This is a genomic window from Flavobacterium sp. WC2409, from assembly GCF_041200085.1.
In the GTDB taxonomy this organism is placed as follows: Bacteria; Bacteroidota; Bacteroidia; order Flavobacteriales; family Flavobacteriaceae; genus Flavobacterium.
Window position 1 is genome coordinate 3,687,009 of sequence record NZ_CP165625.1, and the last position, 18,836, is coordinate 3,705,844.

The following is an 18,836-nucleotide window of genomic DNA, read 5'->3' on the forward strand; positions in this document are numbered from 1 at the left end:
CTTCTTGTTTCCAAGAAGCTTTTGCTATCAATTTTATAAATACTTTAATAGTTTTTCACATTATTTAAATGCTGGAATTCCAGTAATATCCATTCCTGTTATCAATAAATGAATGTCATGTGTTCCTTCGTAAGTAATTACTGATTCTAAGTTCATCATGTGTCGCATGATGGAATATTCTCCAGTAATTCCCATTCCGCCAAGAATTTGTCTCGCTTCACGAGCTATGTGAATAGCCATGTCTACATTGTTTCTTTTAGCCATTGAGATTTGAGCTGTAGTTGCTCTTCCTTCATTTCTTAAAACACCCAATCTCCAAGTCAATAATTGCGCTTTTGTGATTTCAGTAATCATCTCGGCCAATTTTTTTTGTTGCAATTGAGTTCCAGCAATTGGTTTGTCAAATTGTATTCTTTCTTTGGCATAACGCAAAGCCGTATCATAACAATCCATTGCAGCACCAATAGCACCCCAGGCAATACCATAGCGAGCAGAATCTAAACAACCAAGTGGGGCTCCCAATCCAGATTTGTTGGGTAATAAATTAGCTTTAGGAACTTTTACATTATCAAATATTAATTCACCAGTAGCTGATGCACGTAGTGACCATTTGTTATGTGTTTCAGGAGTAGTAAATCCTTCCATTCCGCGTTCAACTATTAATCCATGTATTCTTCCTTCTTCACTTTTTGCCCAAACGATGGCAATGTCTGCAAAAGGGGCATTAGAAATCCACATTTTGGCACCATTTAATAAATAATGGTCTCCCATATCTTTAAAGTTGGTGATCATGCTTCCGGGGTCAGATCCATAATTAGGTTCTGTCAATCCAAAACACCCAATGAATTCACCAGTAGCTAATTTTGGAAGGTATTTCATTCTTTGTTCTTCGTTTCCGTATTTCCAAATAGGGTACATAACTAAAGAGGATTGAACTGATGAAGTAGAGCGTACTCCTGAATCACCTCGTTCTATTTCTTGCATGATTAATCCGTATGATATTTGGTCTAAACCTGCACCACCATATTCCACAGGGATGTAAGGGCCAAAACCACCAATTTCACCTAAACCTTTTACGATTTGTTTTGGAAATTCCGCTCTTTGCGCATATTCTTCAATAATAGGAGAAACTTCTTTTTTTACCCATGCACGTGCAGAATCACGGACTAGTTTATGTTCTTCTGTCAATAAATCGTCTAATAAGTAATAATCTGGCGCTTGAAATAAATCTGGTTTCATAGGTAGCTTTTATTTGTTTAGTAATTAAATAGCGTTTGGGTACCTTTTGTAATTCTTTTTTAGAATGGATCAAATGGTAATTTTAAAAAACAAATTTACGCAAAGAAATATAACAAAACCATTATAAATTGTTATATTTTTATATTTGAATAAAAAAACTATCCTATATAACATTTTATAGTATTGGAATGGTAAGAATTTGAAAAAACAACAAGTTAAAAGCATTTTCTAAATAAGAAAAACTAACTTTTGTAATGGAGAAAAAGAGGTTTTGAATTACATCTTCAAATAAAACTCCTTTGTTAATTCAATGTATTCAGGTGTATATATATGTCTGGCTGTTTCAATGATTAATTCATCGATAGGAAAATCAGAAATTTCGTTTCGTGTAAAAGCCATCAAACTGCGTTTAACTTCTGTAGTAGGTGTTCCTTTGACACGGGTGATTTTCATAGGATACAATTCGCTTTCTTTGGCTAAAGCCAAAAAATGATCTTCTTCTTTAAAAGGAATGATGATAGATAAAATTCCGTTTTCAGAAAGTAATAAGTCGGCTGCTTCTATTAAATCTTCAAAAGGCATCGCATCTTGAAAGCGTGCTTTATCTCTTTGGTCAGTTTCGGTTTTATAATCTTCACTATAAAAGGGAGGGTTGGAAACGATTAAATCATATTCGTCTTCCGGTTCTTCTATGAATTCATCTAAGCCAGCATGAAAACAGAATAAGCGATCGCTCCAAGGGGAGTTTTCAAAATTATCAACCGATTGTTCATAGGCTTCTTCGTCAATTTCCAAAGCGTCAATCTGTTCTGCTTGACTTCTTTGTGCCAGCATTAAGGCAATTACACCTGTTCCTGTTCCAATGTCTAAAATGCTAAAGGGATTGTTTTCAATTGAAGTCCAGGCGCCCAGTAAAACTCCATCGGTGCCAATTTTCATGGCGCAACGGTCTTGTTCAAGAGAGAATTGTTTGAATTGGAATGTAGACATAAAGAGTTTAGTTTTTTTCGATTAAACGATTAAACAACTAACCGATTGAATCTGTCTATAAATACATTTCGATCAAACCTTCAGGAAGGTCCATGATGACTTTTTTATTCTCACGATCAATTTTTACAAGAAAATGATCAATCATAGGAATGAGAATTTCTACATCACCTTTGAGAACTTCAAATAAAGGTTGGGCAGTAGTATCGTTTATGGATTGGATGTCTCCAACATAGCCTAAGCGTTTGTCTTCCACTTCAAAACCAATTACTTCATGGAAATAGAATTTATTACCGGTAAGTTTTGGCAACATTTTCAAAGGAAGGTATAGGTCATTTCCTAATAAGGCTTCCGCTTCTTCTTCTGTATTTACATCTTCAAAACGAATTCTAAGAAAATCGTTTTTGTGTAGTGAGCTATTTTCAATAAAAAAAGGAACCAAGTGTTTGTTGCATTCAACAAACACTGATTCCAAGTTTTCGTATAACTCAGGTTCATCCGTGTCTAAATAGGCAAGAACTTCCCCTTTGAAACTAAATTTTTTAGCGATTTTACCTAAGTAGAAACAATCTTCTTTACGCATCGTCGCTTATAAAATTATGCTTGAGTTTCTTCGTTGTTTTCTTCAGCAGCAGGAGCTTCTTCTTCAGTTGAAGCTTCAACTTCTTCAGCAACTGGATTTGCAGCAGCAATTGCGTCAGCTTCTGCTTGTGCAGCTGCAGCTAAACGTTTTGCATTTACATCTTGTTCTGCTTTGAAAGCTTTTGCTTTAACATCAGCTTGTGCTTTAGTTAAACCATCTTTCTTAGCATCAACAGTTCCGTTTTTTGCTTCTAACCAAGTAGCTAATTTTGCATCAGCTTGTTCTTGAGTTAAGGCACCTTTACGAATACCACCATCAAGGTGATGTTTCAATAAAGCTCCTTTGTAAGAAAGAATTGCTTTAGCAGTATCAGTTGGTTGTGCACCATTGTGCAACCATTTCACTGCGCTATCAAGGTTTAAGTCGATAGTTGCTGGGTTTGTGTTTGGATTGTAAGTACCGATTTTCTCTAAGTATTTACCATCTCTTTTTGAGCGTGCATCTGCAGCTACAACCCAGTAAAAAGGTTTTCCTTTTTTACCGTGTCTTTGTAATCTAATTTTTACTGACATAATCTTGTATGATTAAATTTTGAGGTACTCGACCTCTGTTAATTAAGGGTGCAAAGATATTAAATTTATTTGAAATAACTAATAGGTTGTTATTATTATGAAAGAGAATGCTTTAGGTCTTTTTTAATGGTTTTTTTGGCTCCTAATTCTGTTTTTTAATGTATAATGTTATACTTTTGTTTGTTTAAAGACGCATTTTATGAAAAAACATTTTCTGTTTATTATCGTGCTATTTTCCGTTATATCTTGTCAAGAAGATATAAGGTTTAATAATCCTTCTTTTCAAGGAGTAAAAGACAACGTTTTTTGGCGTGCTATCCAAACGAAAGCATCGTTAGGCGCTAATGGGTCTTTGATTATTGAAGCTTACTCTGGAAATGAAGTTGTTACTTTTAAAACAACATCTAAGTTGCCTCAAACTTACCTTTTAGGAACTAGTTCTTCTAAAACGGCTACTTATGTCTTAACAGATAGTAATGGGTCTATTACGTTTGCCACTGGTTCTGGAATTGGTGACGGTCAAATTAAGATTACCGAATATGATGCTGTAAGTAATACCGTTTCGGGGACTTTTAAATTCAATGCGGAAAATATATACAATAATCCGTTGGCTGGACCAGTTTTAAATTTCCAACAAGGAGTTTTTTATAAGATACCTATAACTACAACAGTCCAGTAGGAGTAGTGGGAGGTTAATTTTAACATACACTTTAGGGTTTAGTTTTAGTAGTTTGTTTCTTTTTTAAATCAAAATAAAAACATAAATAAGCTAATTTATAGTTGTTTAGAAAAAAATTAGACTACATTTGTTGCAATTATTATAAATAAGTACATATGAATATTTTTGTTGGAAGCCTTCCATTCAGTATTGAGGAAGCAGATTTAAGAGAGTCTTTCGAGGCTTACGGAGCAGTTGATTCAGTTAAAATCATTACTGATAAATTTACTGGAAGAAGTAAAGGATTTGGTTTTGTTGAAATGACAAATGATGATGAAGCTCAAAAAGCGATTGACGAATTGAACGGAGCTACTGTTCAAGGACGTGCTATTGTGGTTAACAAATCTGAGCCAAAACCAGAAGGAGAAAGAAGAAGTTTTAATAACAACCGTGGTGGAGGTGACTCTCGTGGTGGTTATGGTGGAAACAGCCGTGGTGGAGATAACCGTGGTGGTGGAAACAGAGGAGGATATTAATATTCTTTTTAACAACTATAAAAAAAGGGGACAATTTACATTGTCCCCTTTTTTGTTTGATATATTCCTTTTAGAGATGCACTACAGTGTATCTCTAAAAGGAATTATTATTTTTATAGATTAGCGACTAACCAATCTCCAACATCACTTGTTTTATATGCTGTAGCTCCTTTTGGTGCTAAATCTTCGGTAACGATTCCTTGTTCCAATGATTTATTAACTACAGCTCTAATCGCTTCCGCTTCTTCTTTTAAACCAAAAGCATCTTCAAACATCATTGCTGCCGATAATATGGTTGCTAATGGATTTGCTATATTTAATCCAGTAGCTTGCGGGTAAGACCCGTGAATTGGTTCGTATAGCGAAGTATGTTCTCCTACTGATGCAGATGGCATTAATCCCATAGATCCTGAAATTACAGATGCTTCATCAGTTAAAATATCTCCAAATAAATTCTCAGTAATCAATACGTCATACGAATTTGGCCATTGTACCAAACGCATTGCAACAGCATCAACAAATTCATAGCTAACAGTTACTTCAGGATAATCTTTTTCCATAGCTTGCACTGTTTCTCTCCATAAACGAGAAGTCTCTAGAACATTAGCTTTGTCAACGCAACACAATTTTTTTGTGCGTGTCATTGCTAATTCAAAACCTTTTTTTGCCAAACGTTGTACTTCTGCTCTTGTGTAAACACAGTTATCAAAAGCGGTTTCTCCACCGTCTCTTCTTCCTTTTTCTCCAAAGTAGATTCCTCCGGTTAATTCTCTTAAGAAAACCAAATCAGTTCCTTCAATACGTTCTCTTTTTAAAGGAGAATTGTCAATTAGAGAAGGGAAAGTGAAAGTAGGGCGAACATTAGCAAATAAACCTAGTTTTTTACGCATCAACAATAACCCTTGTTCTGGTCTAACTGGTGCAGAAGGATCATTATCGTATTTTGGGTGACCAATAGCTCCAAATAAAACGGCATCAGCAGCCATACATATTTCATGTGTTTCATCTGGATAAGGAACTCCAACAGCATCAATTGCACAGGCTCCAGTAAGAGCTGGTGTCCAAGTGATTTCATGGTTGAATTTTTTTGCAATGGCATCCGAAACTTTTACAGCTTCATTGATTACTTCAGGTCCAATTCCGTCTCCTGCCAAAAGTGCGATAGTATATTTCATTATGATATTTTTTTATTACTGATTCTTTCTTCTTTTTTTGTAAAAATAGTGCTTTAGTTGGTAACTACGTTAAGCATTTTTTGAGTTGCTATAATTGCAGCAACAGTTTGATCGGAGTCTAGTCCTCTCGTTTTAAACTCTTTTCCATTGTTGGTCCAAGTGATAATGGTTTCACACAAAGCATCTGAGCTACTACCAGGAGGGATACGTACTGCATAATCAATCAGCTTTGGTAAAACCAATTTTTTGCTAGTATATATTTTCGCTAATGCATTCATAAAAGCGTCAAACTGTCCGTCACCTTGTGCATGTTCTTCGATTATTTCGCCATCAATTTTCAAGCACAATGTAGTTGAGGGGCGCATACCTTTGGCGTGTGACAGTAAATAAGATTCTACCGAAATTTTTTCTTCATAGGAATGACTGTCCAGTACATCCGAAATGATATAAGGCAAATCTTCTTTGGTTACCGTTTCTTTTTTATCACCTAGTTCAATGATTCGTTGTGTAACTAGTTTTAAATCTTCTTGGTTTAATTTCAGTCCTAATTCTTGAAGGTTTTTTTCAATATTTGCTTTTCCAGAAGTTTTTCCTAGCGCATATTGCCTTTTTCTCCCGAAACGTTCTGGAAGTAAATCATTAAAATAGAGATTGTTTTTATTGTCTCCATCGGCATGGATGCCCGCGGTTTGTGTAAAAACATTATCTCCTACAATAGGTTTGTTAGCAGGAATTCGATATCCAGTGAAGGTCTCTACTAATTTACTCACAGAGTATAAAGAAGATTCTTTTACGCCAATTTCTATCTGAGGTAAAAAGTCATTAATAACTGCAACGGTACTTTCAAGCGGTGCATTTCCAGCACGTTCTCCCATTCCGTTTACCGTTACGTGTAGCCCTTGAATTCCAGCTTTTACCGCTTCCATAACATTGGCAATACTTAAATCATAATCGTTATGAGCGTGAAAATCAAAATGGGTATTTGGGTATCTTGCTATGATTTTTGAAATAAATTCAAAAGTTTCTGAAGGAATTAAAACTCCTAAAGTATCGGGTAATAAGACTCTTTTGATAGGTTGTTTAGTCAAAAAGTCTAAATATTGAAATACATATTCGGGTGAATTACGCATTCCATTACTCCAGTCTTCTAAATAAACATTTGTTTCAATATTATTTGCTGAGGCTAAAGTTATTGCTGTTGCAATTTCGGAAAAATGTTGTTCGGGAGTTTTTTTTAATTGATGTGTCAAATGATTCAATGAGCCTTTGGTCAATAAATTTTGAACTTTGGCTCCTGCTTTTTTCATCCATTCAATTGATAATCCGCCGTCTACAAAAGTCAAAACTTCTATGCGGTCCGTATACCCTTTTTCTTTGGACCAAGCCATAATGCCTTTTACGCCTTGAAATTCTCCTTCGCTTACTCGAGCAGAAGCAATTTCTATTCGATCAATATTTAATTCTTCCAGTAATAATTGGGCAATGGTTAGTTTTTCTGCGGCAGAAAAAGATACTCCTGAGGTTTGTTCACCATCGCGGAGTGTCGTATCCATTATTTCAATTTTTCTTTTTTCCATATTCCTGTTCTAAATTCCTTTTAAAGGAAAATTATTGTTGTGGTGATTGGTTTTTTCCTCTCACCTCATTTAATTTCATTGTCATCGAAATCGCTTCTGTTTCTATCCAATTATTATATTCTTCAATGGCTTTCAATCGCAAATTATTGTCTAAATAACCTTCTTCTACCATTTGTGTTGAGCCTGCCACTTTTGACCAAATACTTATTTTCGATTTAAAATTGGAATCTTCTTTATTGTAAAACTCATCTGAGTTAATTTTTTCAATCGAATGAAAACCTACTTCTTTAAATAAATTAGGTAAATCTTCTGCAATTCTGTTATTCATTCCAGCATCTGCTCTCCATTTTAAGAACGTATTGTAAAATGTTTGCATACTTTCTGGTGGGGATGGATTCCATATCATATTTATGTGGTCATAATCAAGAATCGAAATTTGTCCGTTTGACTTTAATAATGATTTCATTTTTATCAAAGCTTCTTTTGGATTGCTCAACCATTGTAATGTTCTGGCTGAAACAATTAAATCAAATTTTTCATTTGGATGGAAATCAAATAAATCAACATGAATAAGTTCTAGATTTACGCTATTACCATACGATTTTTTGCCACTTAAAATAAAATTTTCTGTGTTGTCGATTCCGGTTATTTTTCCTTTTGGTCCTATAATATTGGCAATATCCTTCGAAATTGTACCTGTCCCGCAACCTACATCTAAAACCTTCATACCAGGTTTCAAAATTTGAATCAAGTGCCTGTAATCTTTTTTTAGACTTCTATTATCAAATATTTTATTAGCTTCTTCGTCTCTTTGTATGTGTTTGTTAGCTTTCATTTATAATTGAATTATTTAAATTTATTTTTTGTCGAATAATTTTAAACAATTATACTGATTTGCTTAATTTAGAAAGACCCGACAGCTTTTAAAAATCTGTCAGGTCTAAATATACTGAACTCGATTTTTTAGTATGGCAGTTTATCTGCAAAACCTACTATTTCTGGTTTGATATTTTGTAAATAATCAATATCATCAAAACCATTGATCATATTGTTCTTTTTGTATCCATTAATATCAAAAGATTCTTTTTCTCCAGTAGCTTTCAAAGTAATCGTTTGCTCCTGCAAGTTGATTTCTAATTCTGTTTTTGGATCCGCTTCAATTGCTTTGAAGATTGCATCAGCAAATTGAGGGCTCACTTGAACAGGTAAAACACCAATATTTAAACAGTTTCCTTTGAAGATATCTGCAAAGAACGAAGAAACTACTGCGCGAAATCCATAATCGTAAACCGCCCAAGCAGCGTGCTCACGTGATGAACCTGAACCAAAGTTTTTCCCTCCTACCAAGATTTTTCCTGAGTAAGTTGAGTCGTTCAAAACGAAATCTGCTTTTGGAGTATCGTCTCCGTTGTATCTCCAGTCTCTGAAGAGATTGTCTCCAAAGGCTTCACGTTTAGTAGCTTTCAAGAAACGAGCAGGGATGATTTGATCTGTATCTACGTTTTCTATAGGTAGTGGCACTGCACTACTGGTAAGGATGTTAAATTTATCGTATGCCATTTTTTGTAATTTTAGATTTTAGAATTCATATTTTAGATTCTCTTTTGAAAGACTAAATTGATATTCCAAAATGTTTTTTATTAATCATGTAAATCATTTTTCGATTGAAGATTTTAGGTTGTAATTCAGTAAAAGCTATTCGTTAGCGAAATCTGAAATCTAAAATCTGCATTCTGAAATTTTTAAAACAAATCTCTAGGATCTGTTAATTTTCCAGTAACTGCCGCTGCTGCTGCCATGATTGGTGAAGCTAACAGAGTTCTTGAACCTGGACCTTGACGCCCTTCGAAGTTTCTGTTTGAAGTACTTACCGCGTATTTTCCTGCGGGTACTTTGTCATCATTCATTGCTAAACAAGCAGAACATCCTGGTTGACGCAGTACAAAACCAGCTTCAGTAAGAATGTCTAATAATCCTTCTTCTTTGATTTGTGCTTCGACAACGTGAGATCCTGGAACCAACCAAGCTGTTACGTTATCTGCTTTTTTACGTCCTTTTACAATTTCTGTAAAAGCTCTAAAATCTTCAATACGACCATTTGTACAACTACCTAAGAAAACAAAGTCAATAGGTTTTCCTATCATTACATCATCCTCTTCAAAGCCCATGTAGGCTAATGATTTTTTATAGGTTTCAGCTCCGCCTTGAACTTGACTAGCATTTGGGATACTTTTTGAAATACCAATTCCCATACCTGGATTAGTTCCATAAGTAATCATTGGTTCGATATCTGCTGCGTCGATGTTTAATTCGGCGTCAAAAATAGCATCCGCATCTGTTTTTAATGTTTTCCAGTATTCAACTGCTTTTGTCCAAGCTTCTCCTTTTGGCGCATATAATCTACCTTCAAGGAAATCGAATGTTTTTTGGTCTGGAGCAATCATACCACCACGAGCACCCATTTCGATACTTAAATTACAAACTGTCATACGACCTTCCATAGACATGTCTTCGAAAACGTTTCCTGCATATTCAGCAAAATAACCTGTTCCTCCAGAAGTAGTCAATTGAGAAATGATATAAAGTGCTACGTCTTTTGGACCTACACCTTTACTCAAAGTTCCGTTTACGTTGATACGCATTTTCTTTGGTTTCGGTTGCATGATACATTGGGTAGCCATAACCATTTCTACCTCAGAAGTTCCAATACCAAAAGCAATCGCTCCAAAAGCACCGTGAGTTGATGTATGTGAATCTCCACAAACAATGGTAGCACCAGGTAAAGTAATTCCGTTTTCAGGACCAACTACGTGAACGATTCCGTTTTTTTGATGACCTAGTCCCCAGTGTGAAATTCCATATTCAGCAGCGTTATCCTCTAATGCTTTCAACTGATTTGCTGATAAAGCATCTTCAACTGGTAAATGTTGGTTTATTGTTGGTGTATTGTGATCGGCAGTAGCAAAAGTGCGCTCTGGATATAAAACTTTAATTCCTCTTTCTTTTAAACCTAAAAAAGCAACAGGACTAGTCACTTCATGAATGAAATGACGGTCAATAAAAAACACGTCTGGTCCATCCTCAATTTTACGCACCACGTGCGAATCCCATACTTTGTCAAATAATGTAGTACTCATTTTTAATATTTTTTAAGTGTATTTCTTTAGTTCCAATCAAGTTAACTTTCTAAAATTGTAAACATGGAGAGCAAATTTAATAAAACAATTAAAGTTGTCAATTTCGATTCTTCATTATATACGATACCCAAACTGTTTTTACGGTTGCTTACCACTTCCTTTTATCTATTTGGTGTTTTGTAAACTGTTTTTATTTTTATTTTAATTTTCTTTCGCGGATGGTTTAAAAAAGAGGTAACGGGATTTTAAAGTTTTGATGATTTAATGCCTAAAACACTAAAAGCAAACTTTTTTATGATTAAAAAACTAATATTTAGGTATTTTTGTATCGAATAATCAATGATTGTTTGTTTTTTATTTTTGGAGTAGACCTCTTTTTATTTGATTTTTAGTAGAATTAAAATTGCTTTTTCGACTGGATTGTATTTGTTTTTTTTAAGTAAATACTACGACATCCAAAAAAATGGCAGTGCAATTTTTTGTGACTTTGCCCTTCCTTTTTTGAGTTTAGCAGTATTGAAATTGAATTTAATTTACGAATTGTGAAGAGCAATAAGATTTTTATAGTAGCGTTCTTTTGTTGATAACTTGCGTTAGTTTTTACTTAAAAAAACAACTAAATTTGACATTCATTTTTTGTAATTCACACAAATTGCAATCACCTCATTTACAGCTATGTATTTAATATTCGATACGGAGACCACAGGATTACCAAAGCGTTGGGATGCCCCTATAACCGATACAAACAACTGGCCTCGATGTATACAAATCGCTTGGCAGCTGCATGACGATATGGGAAAACTCATCGAGCATCAAGATTATTTGGTCAAGCCCGAAGGTTTTAATATTCCGTATGATGCAGAACGAATTCATGGAATTTCTACCGAATTGGCTCAGGAAAACGGGATTTCTTTAGCTGAAGTTTTAGAGAAGTTCAATGAAGCGTTAGGTAAAGCTAAATTTATTGTAGGTCAGAACTTAGGTTTTGACGTCAACATTATGGGTTGTGAGTTCCATCGTTTAGGAGTTGAAAGTCCAATGGCTTCCATGCCTGTCCTTGATACTTGTACGGAAGTGACTGCAAAATTACTGGAACTCCCAGGAGGTCGTGGGGGACGTTTCAAGTTGCCAACGCTAACCGAATTACATCAGTATTTATTCAATAGGCCTTTCTCTGAAGCGCACAACGCTACTGCCGATGTAGAGGCAACTACCCGATGTTTCTTTGAATTGATTAGAAGAGAAAGTTTTACTAAGGAAAAACTAGATGTTCCAGCTGGTTATTTTCAGGATTTTCAATCAAAGAATCCAAGGGAAATTCAGCTTATTGGGTTAAAACATATTAATTTAAAAGAAGCTTCAGATAAAATTCGTCAGCAGTTTGGCGAAAAGCAAGCGGCTGTACTTTCTAAACAAGAACTTACTGAGAATAAAAAAGTACTTGTAGATACTGACTTTGTTCATTTACACAATCACACCCAGTTTTCGGTTTTACAATCAACTATTAGTATTGCACAATTGGTGAAAGCGGCTGCGCAACAAAAAATGCCTGCTGTCGCGATGACGGATCATGCGAATTTAATGGGAGCCTTTCACTTTGTTAGAGATGTTTTAAATCATAATAAAGCAGCTGAAGCTAAGAATGCAACTTTAATTGCTGATGGTGAAGAACCAACTGAGGTTCCTATGAAACCAATTGTGGGTTGCGAGTTTTTTGTATGTGAAGATCACAAAGATAAGTCTCGAAAAGACAATGGATACCAAATAGTACTTTTGGCGAAGACCAAAAAAGGGTATCATAACTTGGCTAAAATGTCTTCAATCGCGTATACTGAAGGTTTTTATTATGTTCCCAGAATTGATAAAAAAGTCATTCAGCAGTACAAAGAAGACATCATTGTTTTATCAGGAAATTTGTATGGAGAGATACCAAATAAAGTTTTAAATCTTGGTGAAAACCAAGCTGAAGAAGCCTTATTGTGGTGGAAAGAACAATTCAAAGATGATTTCTATATTGAGGTAATGCGCCACAATCAAGAAGATGAAAATAGGGTGAATACCACTTTGATTTCATTAGCGAGAAAGCATGAGGTCAAAATTGTAGCGACAAATAACACCTTTTATATTGATAAGGCCAATGCCAATGCGCACGATATTTTACTTTGTGTGCGAGATGGTGAAAAACAAACTACACCTATAGGTCGTGGTCGGGGTTATCGTTTTGGGTTACCCAACCAAGAATACTATTTCAAGACCGGTGAGGAGATGAAAAAACTCTTTACCGACTTGCCAGAATCGATTTCGAATCTAACTGAAATTGTTGATAAAATCGAAATTTACAATCTGGCACGGGAAGTTTTGCTGCCTAAGTTTGAAATTCCAGTAGAATTTAATGTTCCTGAAGATGCAGTTGATGGTGGAGTTCGAGGGGAAAATGCGTATTTAAGACATCTTACTTACGAAGGAGCTAATAGACGATACCCAGAAATCACGGAAGAGGTAAGGGAGCGTTTGGATTTTGAATTATTAACTATTTCAAATTCAGGTTATCCAGGTTATTTCTTGATTGTACAAGATTTAATTGCCGAAGCGAGAAGAATGGGGGTTTCTGTAGGTCCTGGGCGTGGATCTGCTGCAGGATCAGTAGTGGCGTATTGTTTAAAAATCACCAATATTGACCCTTTAAAATACAACCTGCTTTTTGAGCGTTTCTTGAATCCCGATCGTGTGTCATTACCCGATATTGATATCGATTTTGATGATGAAGGACGTAGCAGTGTGATGGATTATGTGATTCGAAAATACGGGTCAAAACAGGTAGCGCAAATTATTACTTACGGAAAAATGGCAACCAAATCAGCGATACGTGATACGGCTCGTGTATTGGATTTGCCTTTGTTTGAAGCGGATAAAATTGCAAAACTAATTCCTGGGATGATGCCGTCCAAATGGAATTTAGCACGATTCCTGAATGAGGATGAGGCGCTTATTAAAAAAGCGGTTCGCCCTGAAGAATATGATAAAATAAAAGAACTAATTGAGCTGGCTGGGGAAGATGGATTAGGTGGTGAGACGATTCAGCAAGCCAAAGTGTTAGAAGGAAATCTTAGAAATACAGGTATTCACGCCTGTGGTGTAATTATTACGCCTAGTGATATTACCGATTTTGTGCCTGTAGCTACGGCCAAAGATTCCGATTTATATGTAACCCAATTTGACAACTCCGTTGTTGAAACTGCTGGTTTGTTAAAGATGGACTTCTTGGGTTTGAAAACCCTGACCTTAATAAAAGACACGGTTAAACTAGTTAAATATAGGAGTAATATCGATTTGAATCCGGACGAGTTTCCAATTGATGATTTGAAAACGTACGAGCTTTTTCAACGTGGAGAAACGGTAGGGATATTTCAATATGAGAGTCCTGGAATGCAGAAATACATGAAGGAATTGAAACCGACAGTTTTCCCCGATTTGATTGCCATGAATGCACTCTATCGTCCTGGACCAATTGCTTATATTCCGAGTTTTGTTAAAAGGAAAAATGGAGAAGAAGAGATTATTTATGATCTTGATGCTTGTGAGGAACTGTTGAAAGATACTTACGGGATTACAGTTTACCAAGAGCAGGTAATGCTTTTGTCTCAAAAATTAGCCGACTTCTCCAAGGGTGATGCTGACGTTTTACGTAAAGCAATGGGAAAAAAGCAAAAGGATGTATTGGATAAAATGAAGCCTAAATTTATTAATCAGGCTGCAGCCAAAGGGCATGCCGAAGATAAATTAGAAAAAATATGGAAAGACTGGGAAGCCTTTGCGGAATATGCCTTTAATAAATCACACTCCACTTGTTATGCATGGATTGCGTATCAAACGGCCTATTTAAAAGCGAATTATCCGGCTGAATACATGGCAGCAGTACTCTCGAATAACATGAGTGATATCAAGCAAGTTTCGTTTTTTATGGAGGAATGTAAACGTATGGGCTTAGAAGTTTTAGGTCCAGATGTCAATGAATCGTACTATAAATTTACTGTAAATGACAATTATGCAGTTCGTTTTGGGATGGGAGCCATAAAAGGAGTGGGACAAGGAGCCGTGAATACTATTGTTGAAAATAGAAAAGACGGTCGATATAAATCGGTGTTTGATTTAACCAAACGTATTGATTTGCGTGCTGCCAATAAAAAGGCCTTAGAAAATCTGATACTGGCAGGCGGTTTTGACTCTTTTGAAGGGACTTTACGCTCTCAATATTTTCATGATGATGGCGATGGAATTACTTTTTATGAAAAAGCCATTCGTTATGGTGCCAAGTTTCAAGAGAACGAAAACTCCTCACAGGTAAGTTTGTTTGGCGAAAGCAGTGATGTTCAAATTGATGAGCCTATTGTGCCGCCTTGTGAAGATTGGAGCACTATGGAAAAACTGGCTAAAGAAAAAGAAGTAGTTGGAATTTATATTTCGGGACATCCATTGGATGATTATAAATTTGAGATGAAATATTTTTGCAATGCTAAGTTAGAAGCGCTTAAAAACTTAGAACTTCATGTAGGTAAAAATTTGACCTTTGGAGGAATTATAAATAATGTGCAACATCGAGTTGCCAAAAACGGGAAAGGCTGGGGGATATTCAATTTGGAAGGATATGACGAAAGTTACGAGTTCAAGATTTTTGGAGAAGAATATTTAAAATTCAGGCATTTCTTCATTCAAAATAATTTTACTTATATGAAAGTGTTAGTAAAAGAAGGCTGGGTAAATCAAGATACGGGTAAAAGGAGTGAGCCAAGAATTCAATTTATGTTGGTTCAATATTTACAAGATGTATTGGATACGTTTGCTAAAAAATTGGTTGTTTTATTGAATATTACCGATTTACAAGCAGAGTTTATCCATAAATTAAGTCATCTTTTTCAGGAAAATAAGGGAGACGGTCAAGTTTCTTTTGAAATTATGGAATTGGAAAAGATTAAAAAAATTGTAGAAACTGTTGCTGAACTGCCAGAAGGAGAAGATTTTGTAGAAGAAAACGAAGATGTTGAGGTGTCAGATGAAGTAGGAAATAAGGCGATTAGCGTTACTGAAGTGGAAGAAATTAAAGTAGTGACTAAGTTGACCATGCCTAGTAGAAGGCTTAAAATTAAGATTTCAAATGAATTGTTATTTGAATTAGAAAAATTACAAATTAATTTCAAGTTGAATTAGTAACTTAATAAATAAGGACTTTTTTTAACGGTTAAATTTTTGGTTTTTTTATGTTTTAATATGTTAAATCGTACTCAAATAGGGATTAATTTATCTAATAACTTGGGGTATTTGTATTAATAGTTTATGTTTTAAAATGACTTTAATTTACTACAAATTTAATTTAAATTTGTAGTAAATTAAATATAGAAAACATGAAAAAGAACCTATTTTTATTAGGATTTATAGCTTTTACAATGTCTGTTTTTGGTCAAACTGAAAAGAAGGAAAGTTGGTATTTTAAATTAGGAGGATCGTATTTTGTACAAGCCGCTGCGACTGAGTTTCCAAGTGTTAACGGTAGAGAACCATTAAAACAAGTGTATGAAAATGGAGTGCTCGTTTCGAAAGAAAGTATAACAGGATCGTTTGGAGAAGGATTTAGAACTGGTTTGTCAATTGGATACCGTTTTACGGATCGTTTAGGTGCTGAAATGGGGGTTAATTATTATGCGAGCAATAGTAAAACTATGGTGGAGACCATTTCTCAGGATGTAACGGTTTTGCAAGCTAAAGGTCAGGTAAAAGCACTAGATTTAGCTCCTGCATTAGTATTGTATTTAGGTAAAGTAAAAGGATTTGAACCGTATACAAAAGTGGGGGTAATTGTGCCAGTTAATGGTAAACTAGATATTAAAACCAATGCAATATCTAATGGAGCTGTGATTTATCGTGAAGATGTAATTAAGCCAAATCCGACCGTAGGGTTCCTTGCTGCATTGGGGACTTCCTATAAAATTTCCGGAAAACTAGCCGCTTTTGGAGAAATTGAATACCGTAATTTTACAGTTCATGGTAAAGATAAGGAAGTAACAGCCTATACTTATAATGGTACGGACCGTTTGACTTTGCCAGAGGGGCATCCGCTATATGTAACTACTGCTGAGCGATATACTAATTATTCGGATCATTTAGATCGTAACTCAAACAATCAAGAGACTAACGCATCTGGTTTTGATAGTTCGAAGCCAACAGATGATTTAAGTTCTTATATTAGTATTAGTGGTGTTGGTTTAACTTTAGGGTTAAGATATAGTCTATAAGCAGTGAGTTGATTTTATAAAAAGGAGTGGTAGGTTATCTCTTTTTTAGCCCTGATGGTAGCGGCATCCTTTTATGGACTGTTTTGACGAGGTACGAGGCAATCAGGTCATAAAAGATATAGCGGACAGCAGGAATAGCTTCATAAAAACAAGAAAACAATTCATTTGCAGGTTTTTTAAGATTAAAGATTTCACAATAAATCTAAGATTTTGGAGGTATAACGAATTACAATGCTTTTATAATCAAAACTAATTTACGAATAGTGTTTGGTTTGTTTTTAATTTCTAAATTTGTACTCTAGTTTTGAAATCGATTAAAACTTTAAACTTTAAATAAAGATAATATGGCTTTAGCAATAACAGACGCTACTTTTGAAGAAGTAGTTTTGAAATCAGACAAACCAGTGATGGTGGATTTTTGGGCAGCATGGTGCGGACCTTGTAGAATGGTTGGACCAATCATTGACGAATTGAGTACTGAATACGACGGGAAAGTGGTAATTGGGAAAGTTGATGTTGACGCAAACCAAGAATTTGCTGCAAAATACGGAGTGAGAAACATCCCAACAGTTTTGGTTTTTCATAACGGAGAAGTAGTAGGAAAGCAAGTAGGAGTAGCTCCTAAGCAAACTTACGCAGATAGTTTGGACGCTTTGTTGTAATCGGTAGATTATGATTTATTATAGAATTTTTAAATAAATTCAGATTAAAGGTTTGGCGCAAGTCAAGCCTTTTTTTGTATCCGATAAATATGTTTTGAGCCTCTGTGGTTCTATTTATTGTGCGTTTGCGTTTTGTAATCTTTTAATTTTTAATTCATTCAATCTTTTAATAACTTTGGAATATGAAGATCGAATCGCAAATAGAGAAAATTTCCAGTTTTCAGCATCTAGAATTGTTGGCAAACCAAGTGGTCGAAGGATTTATATCGGGCATGCATAAAAGTCCGTTTCATGGTTTTTCGGCTGAATTTGCAGAACATAAGGTGTATAATGTGGGCGAGAGTACCAAACACATTGACTGGAAGTTGTTTGCCAAAACGGATCGATTGTATACAAAACGGTTTGAAGAAGAAACTAATTTGCGTTGTCATATTATTATTGATAACTCTTCGTCCATGCATTATCCCAAATTAAAAGCTGATCAAAATTTCTACGAAAATAAGGTGGGCTTCTCTGTTTTGGCCTCAGCGGTCTTAATGAATCTTTTAAAGAAGCAAAGAGACGCGGTGGGCTTGAGTGTGTTTTCGGATAGTTATGAGTACTATGCTCCCGAAAAAGGGAGTGATCGTCACCATAGAATGATTCTGAATACATTGGAGAATTTGTTGGTTACCCCTACAATTAAAAAAAGTACGGATACGGTTACTTTTTTACATCAAATAGCGGAGAAAATGCATCGCCGTTCGATGATTATTCTATTTACGGATATGTTTCAAATGGGTGAGGAAGAAGTGTTGTTAAATGCTTTGCAACATTTGAAGCATAATAAACACAAAGTAGTCTTGTTTCATGTGGTGGATAATAAAACCGAATTGAATTTTGACTTTGACAATGGACCAAGAAAGTTTATTGATGTAGAGACTGGGGAAGAAATTTCGGTTTTTGCCGATAATGTGAAGCAGGAATATGAAAAACAGATGCAATCGTACTTTAAAAAACTAGCGTTAACTTGTGCTCAGAATAGAATTAAGTACGTTCCTGTAAGTGTAAGTGACGATTTTGAAAAAATACTAATGACATACTTGGCTGAGAAACAAAACTTTGGATAATACTTCGAAAAAAAAGCTATTTTTTAAGTAAAAACGTTTGTGTAACTCGAAATCTATTGTATCTTTGCCACCGCAATACGCAGCTGGTCTGGTAGTTCAGTTGGTTAGAATACCTGCCTGTCACGCAGGGGGTCGCGGGTTCGAGTCCCGTCCAGACCGCATATTGGGGAGAGCCTTTCTTAACGGAAAGGCTTTTTTGCCCCTAAAAGGTTTTTAAGATTAGTTGTGTTGTTTGGTCGAGTTGGTAGCAACGAGACCGGGTTTAGTAGTTAGACCAATGAAAAGCTTTCCCGTTTCTCGGGATGGCTTTTTTG

The 18,836-nt window shown here is 35.3% G+C and carries 15 protein-coding genes and 1 tRNA gene; 7 read left to right on the forward strand and 9 right to left on the reverse strand.

The genetic code is table 11. The features are described from left to right. Positions 1-60 precede the first annotated feature (60 nt). The 4 genes from AB3G34_RS15780 to AB3G34_RS15795 all read right to left on the reverse strand — a co-directional run bounded on the left by AB3G34_RS15780 (position 61) and on the right by AB3G34_RS15795 (position 3,381). Positions 61-1,239, reverse strand: a complete 1,179-nt coding sequence (locus AB3G34_RS15780; RefSeq protein WP_367756700.1) for an acyl-CoA dehydrogenase family protein — start codon at positions 1,237-1,239, stop codon at positions 61-63. A gap of 276 nt (positions 1,240-1,515) precedes the next feature. Further along, on the reverse strand, positions 1,516-2,229 hold the full coding sequence (locus AB3G34_RS15785) for a tRNA1(Val) (adenine(37)-N6)-methyltransferase (protein WP_369752985.1): 714 nt from the start codon (positions 2,227-2,229) through the stop codon (positions 1,516-1,518). Positions 2,230-2,284: 55 nt separating this feature from the next. Next, positions 2,285-2,809 (reverse strand): ribosome maturation factor RimM, encoded by a 525-nt coding sequence (gene rimM / locus AB3G34_RS15790; protein WP_367756702.1) that lies wholly within the window; start codon positions 2,807-2,809, stop codon positions 2,285-2,287. Positions 2,810-2,823: 14 nt separating this feature from the next. Continuing rightward, complete coding sequence (locus tag AB3G34_RS15795; protein WP_367773128.1) at positions 2,824-3,381, reverse strand: 30S ribosomal protein S16; 558 nt, start codon at positions 3,379-3,381, stop codon at positions 2,824-2,826. Between the two features lie 199 nt (positions 3,382-3,580). Here AB3G34_RS15795 and AB3G34_RS15800 point away from each other — a divergent pair, with 199 nt between their 5' ends. After that, positions 3,581-4,060: a DUF6252 family protein gene (locus AB3G34_RS15800; RefSeq protein WP_367756706.1), complete on the forward strand. Its 480-nt coding sequence runs from the start codon at positions 3,581-3,583 to the stop codon at positions 4,058-4,060. A gap of 155 nt (positions 4,061-4,215) precedes the next feature. Continuing rightward, a complete protein-coding gene (locus tag AB3G34_RS15805) occupies positions 4,216-4,575 on the forward strand; it encodes an RNA recognition motif domain-containing protein (protein ID WP_367756708.1) in 360 nt (119 codons plus the stop codon). A gap of 113 nt (positions 4,576-4,688) precedes the next feature. Here the strand turns inward: AB3G34_RS15805 and leuB are convergent, their stop codons facing one another. From leuB to leuC, 5 genes are all read right to left on the reverse strand, one after another. Then, on the reverse strand, positions 4,689-5,750 hold the full coding sequence (leuB, locus tag AB3G34_RS15810; protein WP_367773130.1) for a 3-isopropylmalate dehydrogenase: 1,062 nt from the start codon (positions 5,748-5,750) through the stop codon (positions 4,689-4,691). A gap of 53 nt (positions 5,751-5,803) precedes the next feature. Further along, complete coding sequence (locus AB3G34_RS15815; protein WP_367773132.1) at positions 5,804-7,327, reverse strand: alpha-isopropylmalate synthase regulatory domain-containing protein; 1,524 nt, start codon at positions 7,325-7,327, stop codon at positions 5,804-5,806. Between the two features lie 31 nt (positions 7,328-7,358). Continuing rightward, positions 7,359-8,162, reverse strand: a complete 804-nt coding sequence (locus AB3G34_RS15820) for a methyltransferase domain-containing protein (protein ID WP_367773134.1) — start codon at positions 8,160-8,162, stop codon at positions 7,359-7,361. 128 nt (positions 8,163-8,290) lie between these two features. Continuing rightward, a complete protein-coding gene (leuD, locus tag AB3G34_RS15825) occupies positions 8,291-8,887 on the reverse strand; it encodes a 3-isopropylmalate dehydratase small subunit (RefSeq protein WP_367773136.1) in 597 nt (198 codons plus the stop codon). Positions 8,888-9,069: 182 nt separating this feature from the next. Further along, on the reverse strand, positions 9,070-10,464 hold the full coding sequence (gene leuC, locus AB3G34_RS15830; RefSeq protein ID WP_367773138.1) for a 3-isopropylmalate dehydratase large subunit: 1,395 nt from the start codon (positions 10,462-10,464) through the stop codon (positions 9,070-9,072). Positions 10,465-11,139: 675 nt separating this feature from the next. Between leuC and dnaE the strand changes: the two genes are divergently transcribed. From dnaE to AB3G34_RS15855, 5 genes are all read left to right on the forward strand, one after another. After that, positions 11,140-15,669, forward strand: coding sequence for a DNA polymerase III subunit alpha (gene dnaE, locus AB3G34_RS15835; protein ID WP_369752986.1), 4,530 nt, complete (start codon positions 11,140-11,142; stop codon positions 15,667-15,669). Between the two features lie 194 nt (positions 15,670-15,863). Next, a complete protein-coding gene (locus tag AB3G34_RS15840) occupies positions 15,864-16,751 on the forward strand; it encodes an outer membrane beta-barrel protein (protein ID WP_369752987.1) in 888 nt (295 codons plus the stop codon). A 344-nt stretch (positions 16,752-17,095) separates the two neighbouring features. Next, positions 17,096-17,413 (forward strand): thioredoxin, encoded by a 318-nt coding sequence (gene trxA, locus AB3G34_RS15845; RefSeq protein ID WP_073244015.1) that lies wholly within the window; start codon positions 17,096-17,098, stop codon positions 17,411-17,413. Between the two features lie 182 nt (positions 17,414-17,595). Next, on the forward strand, positions 17,596-18,522 hold the full coding sequence (locus tag AB3G34_RS15850) for a DUF58 domain-containing protein (RefSeq protein ID WP_367773143.1): 927 nt from the start codon (positions 17,596-17,598) through the stop codon (positions 18,520-18,522). 85 nt (positions 18,523-18,607) lie between these two features. Beyond that, positions 18,608-18,681, forward strand: a tRNA-Asp gene (locus AB3G34_RS15855). The last annotated feature ends 155 nt before the right edge of the window (positions 18,682-18,836 follow it).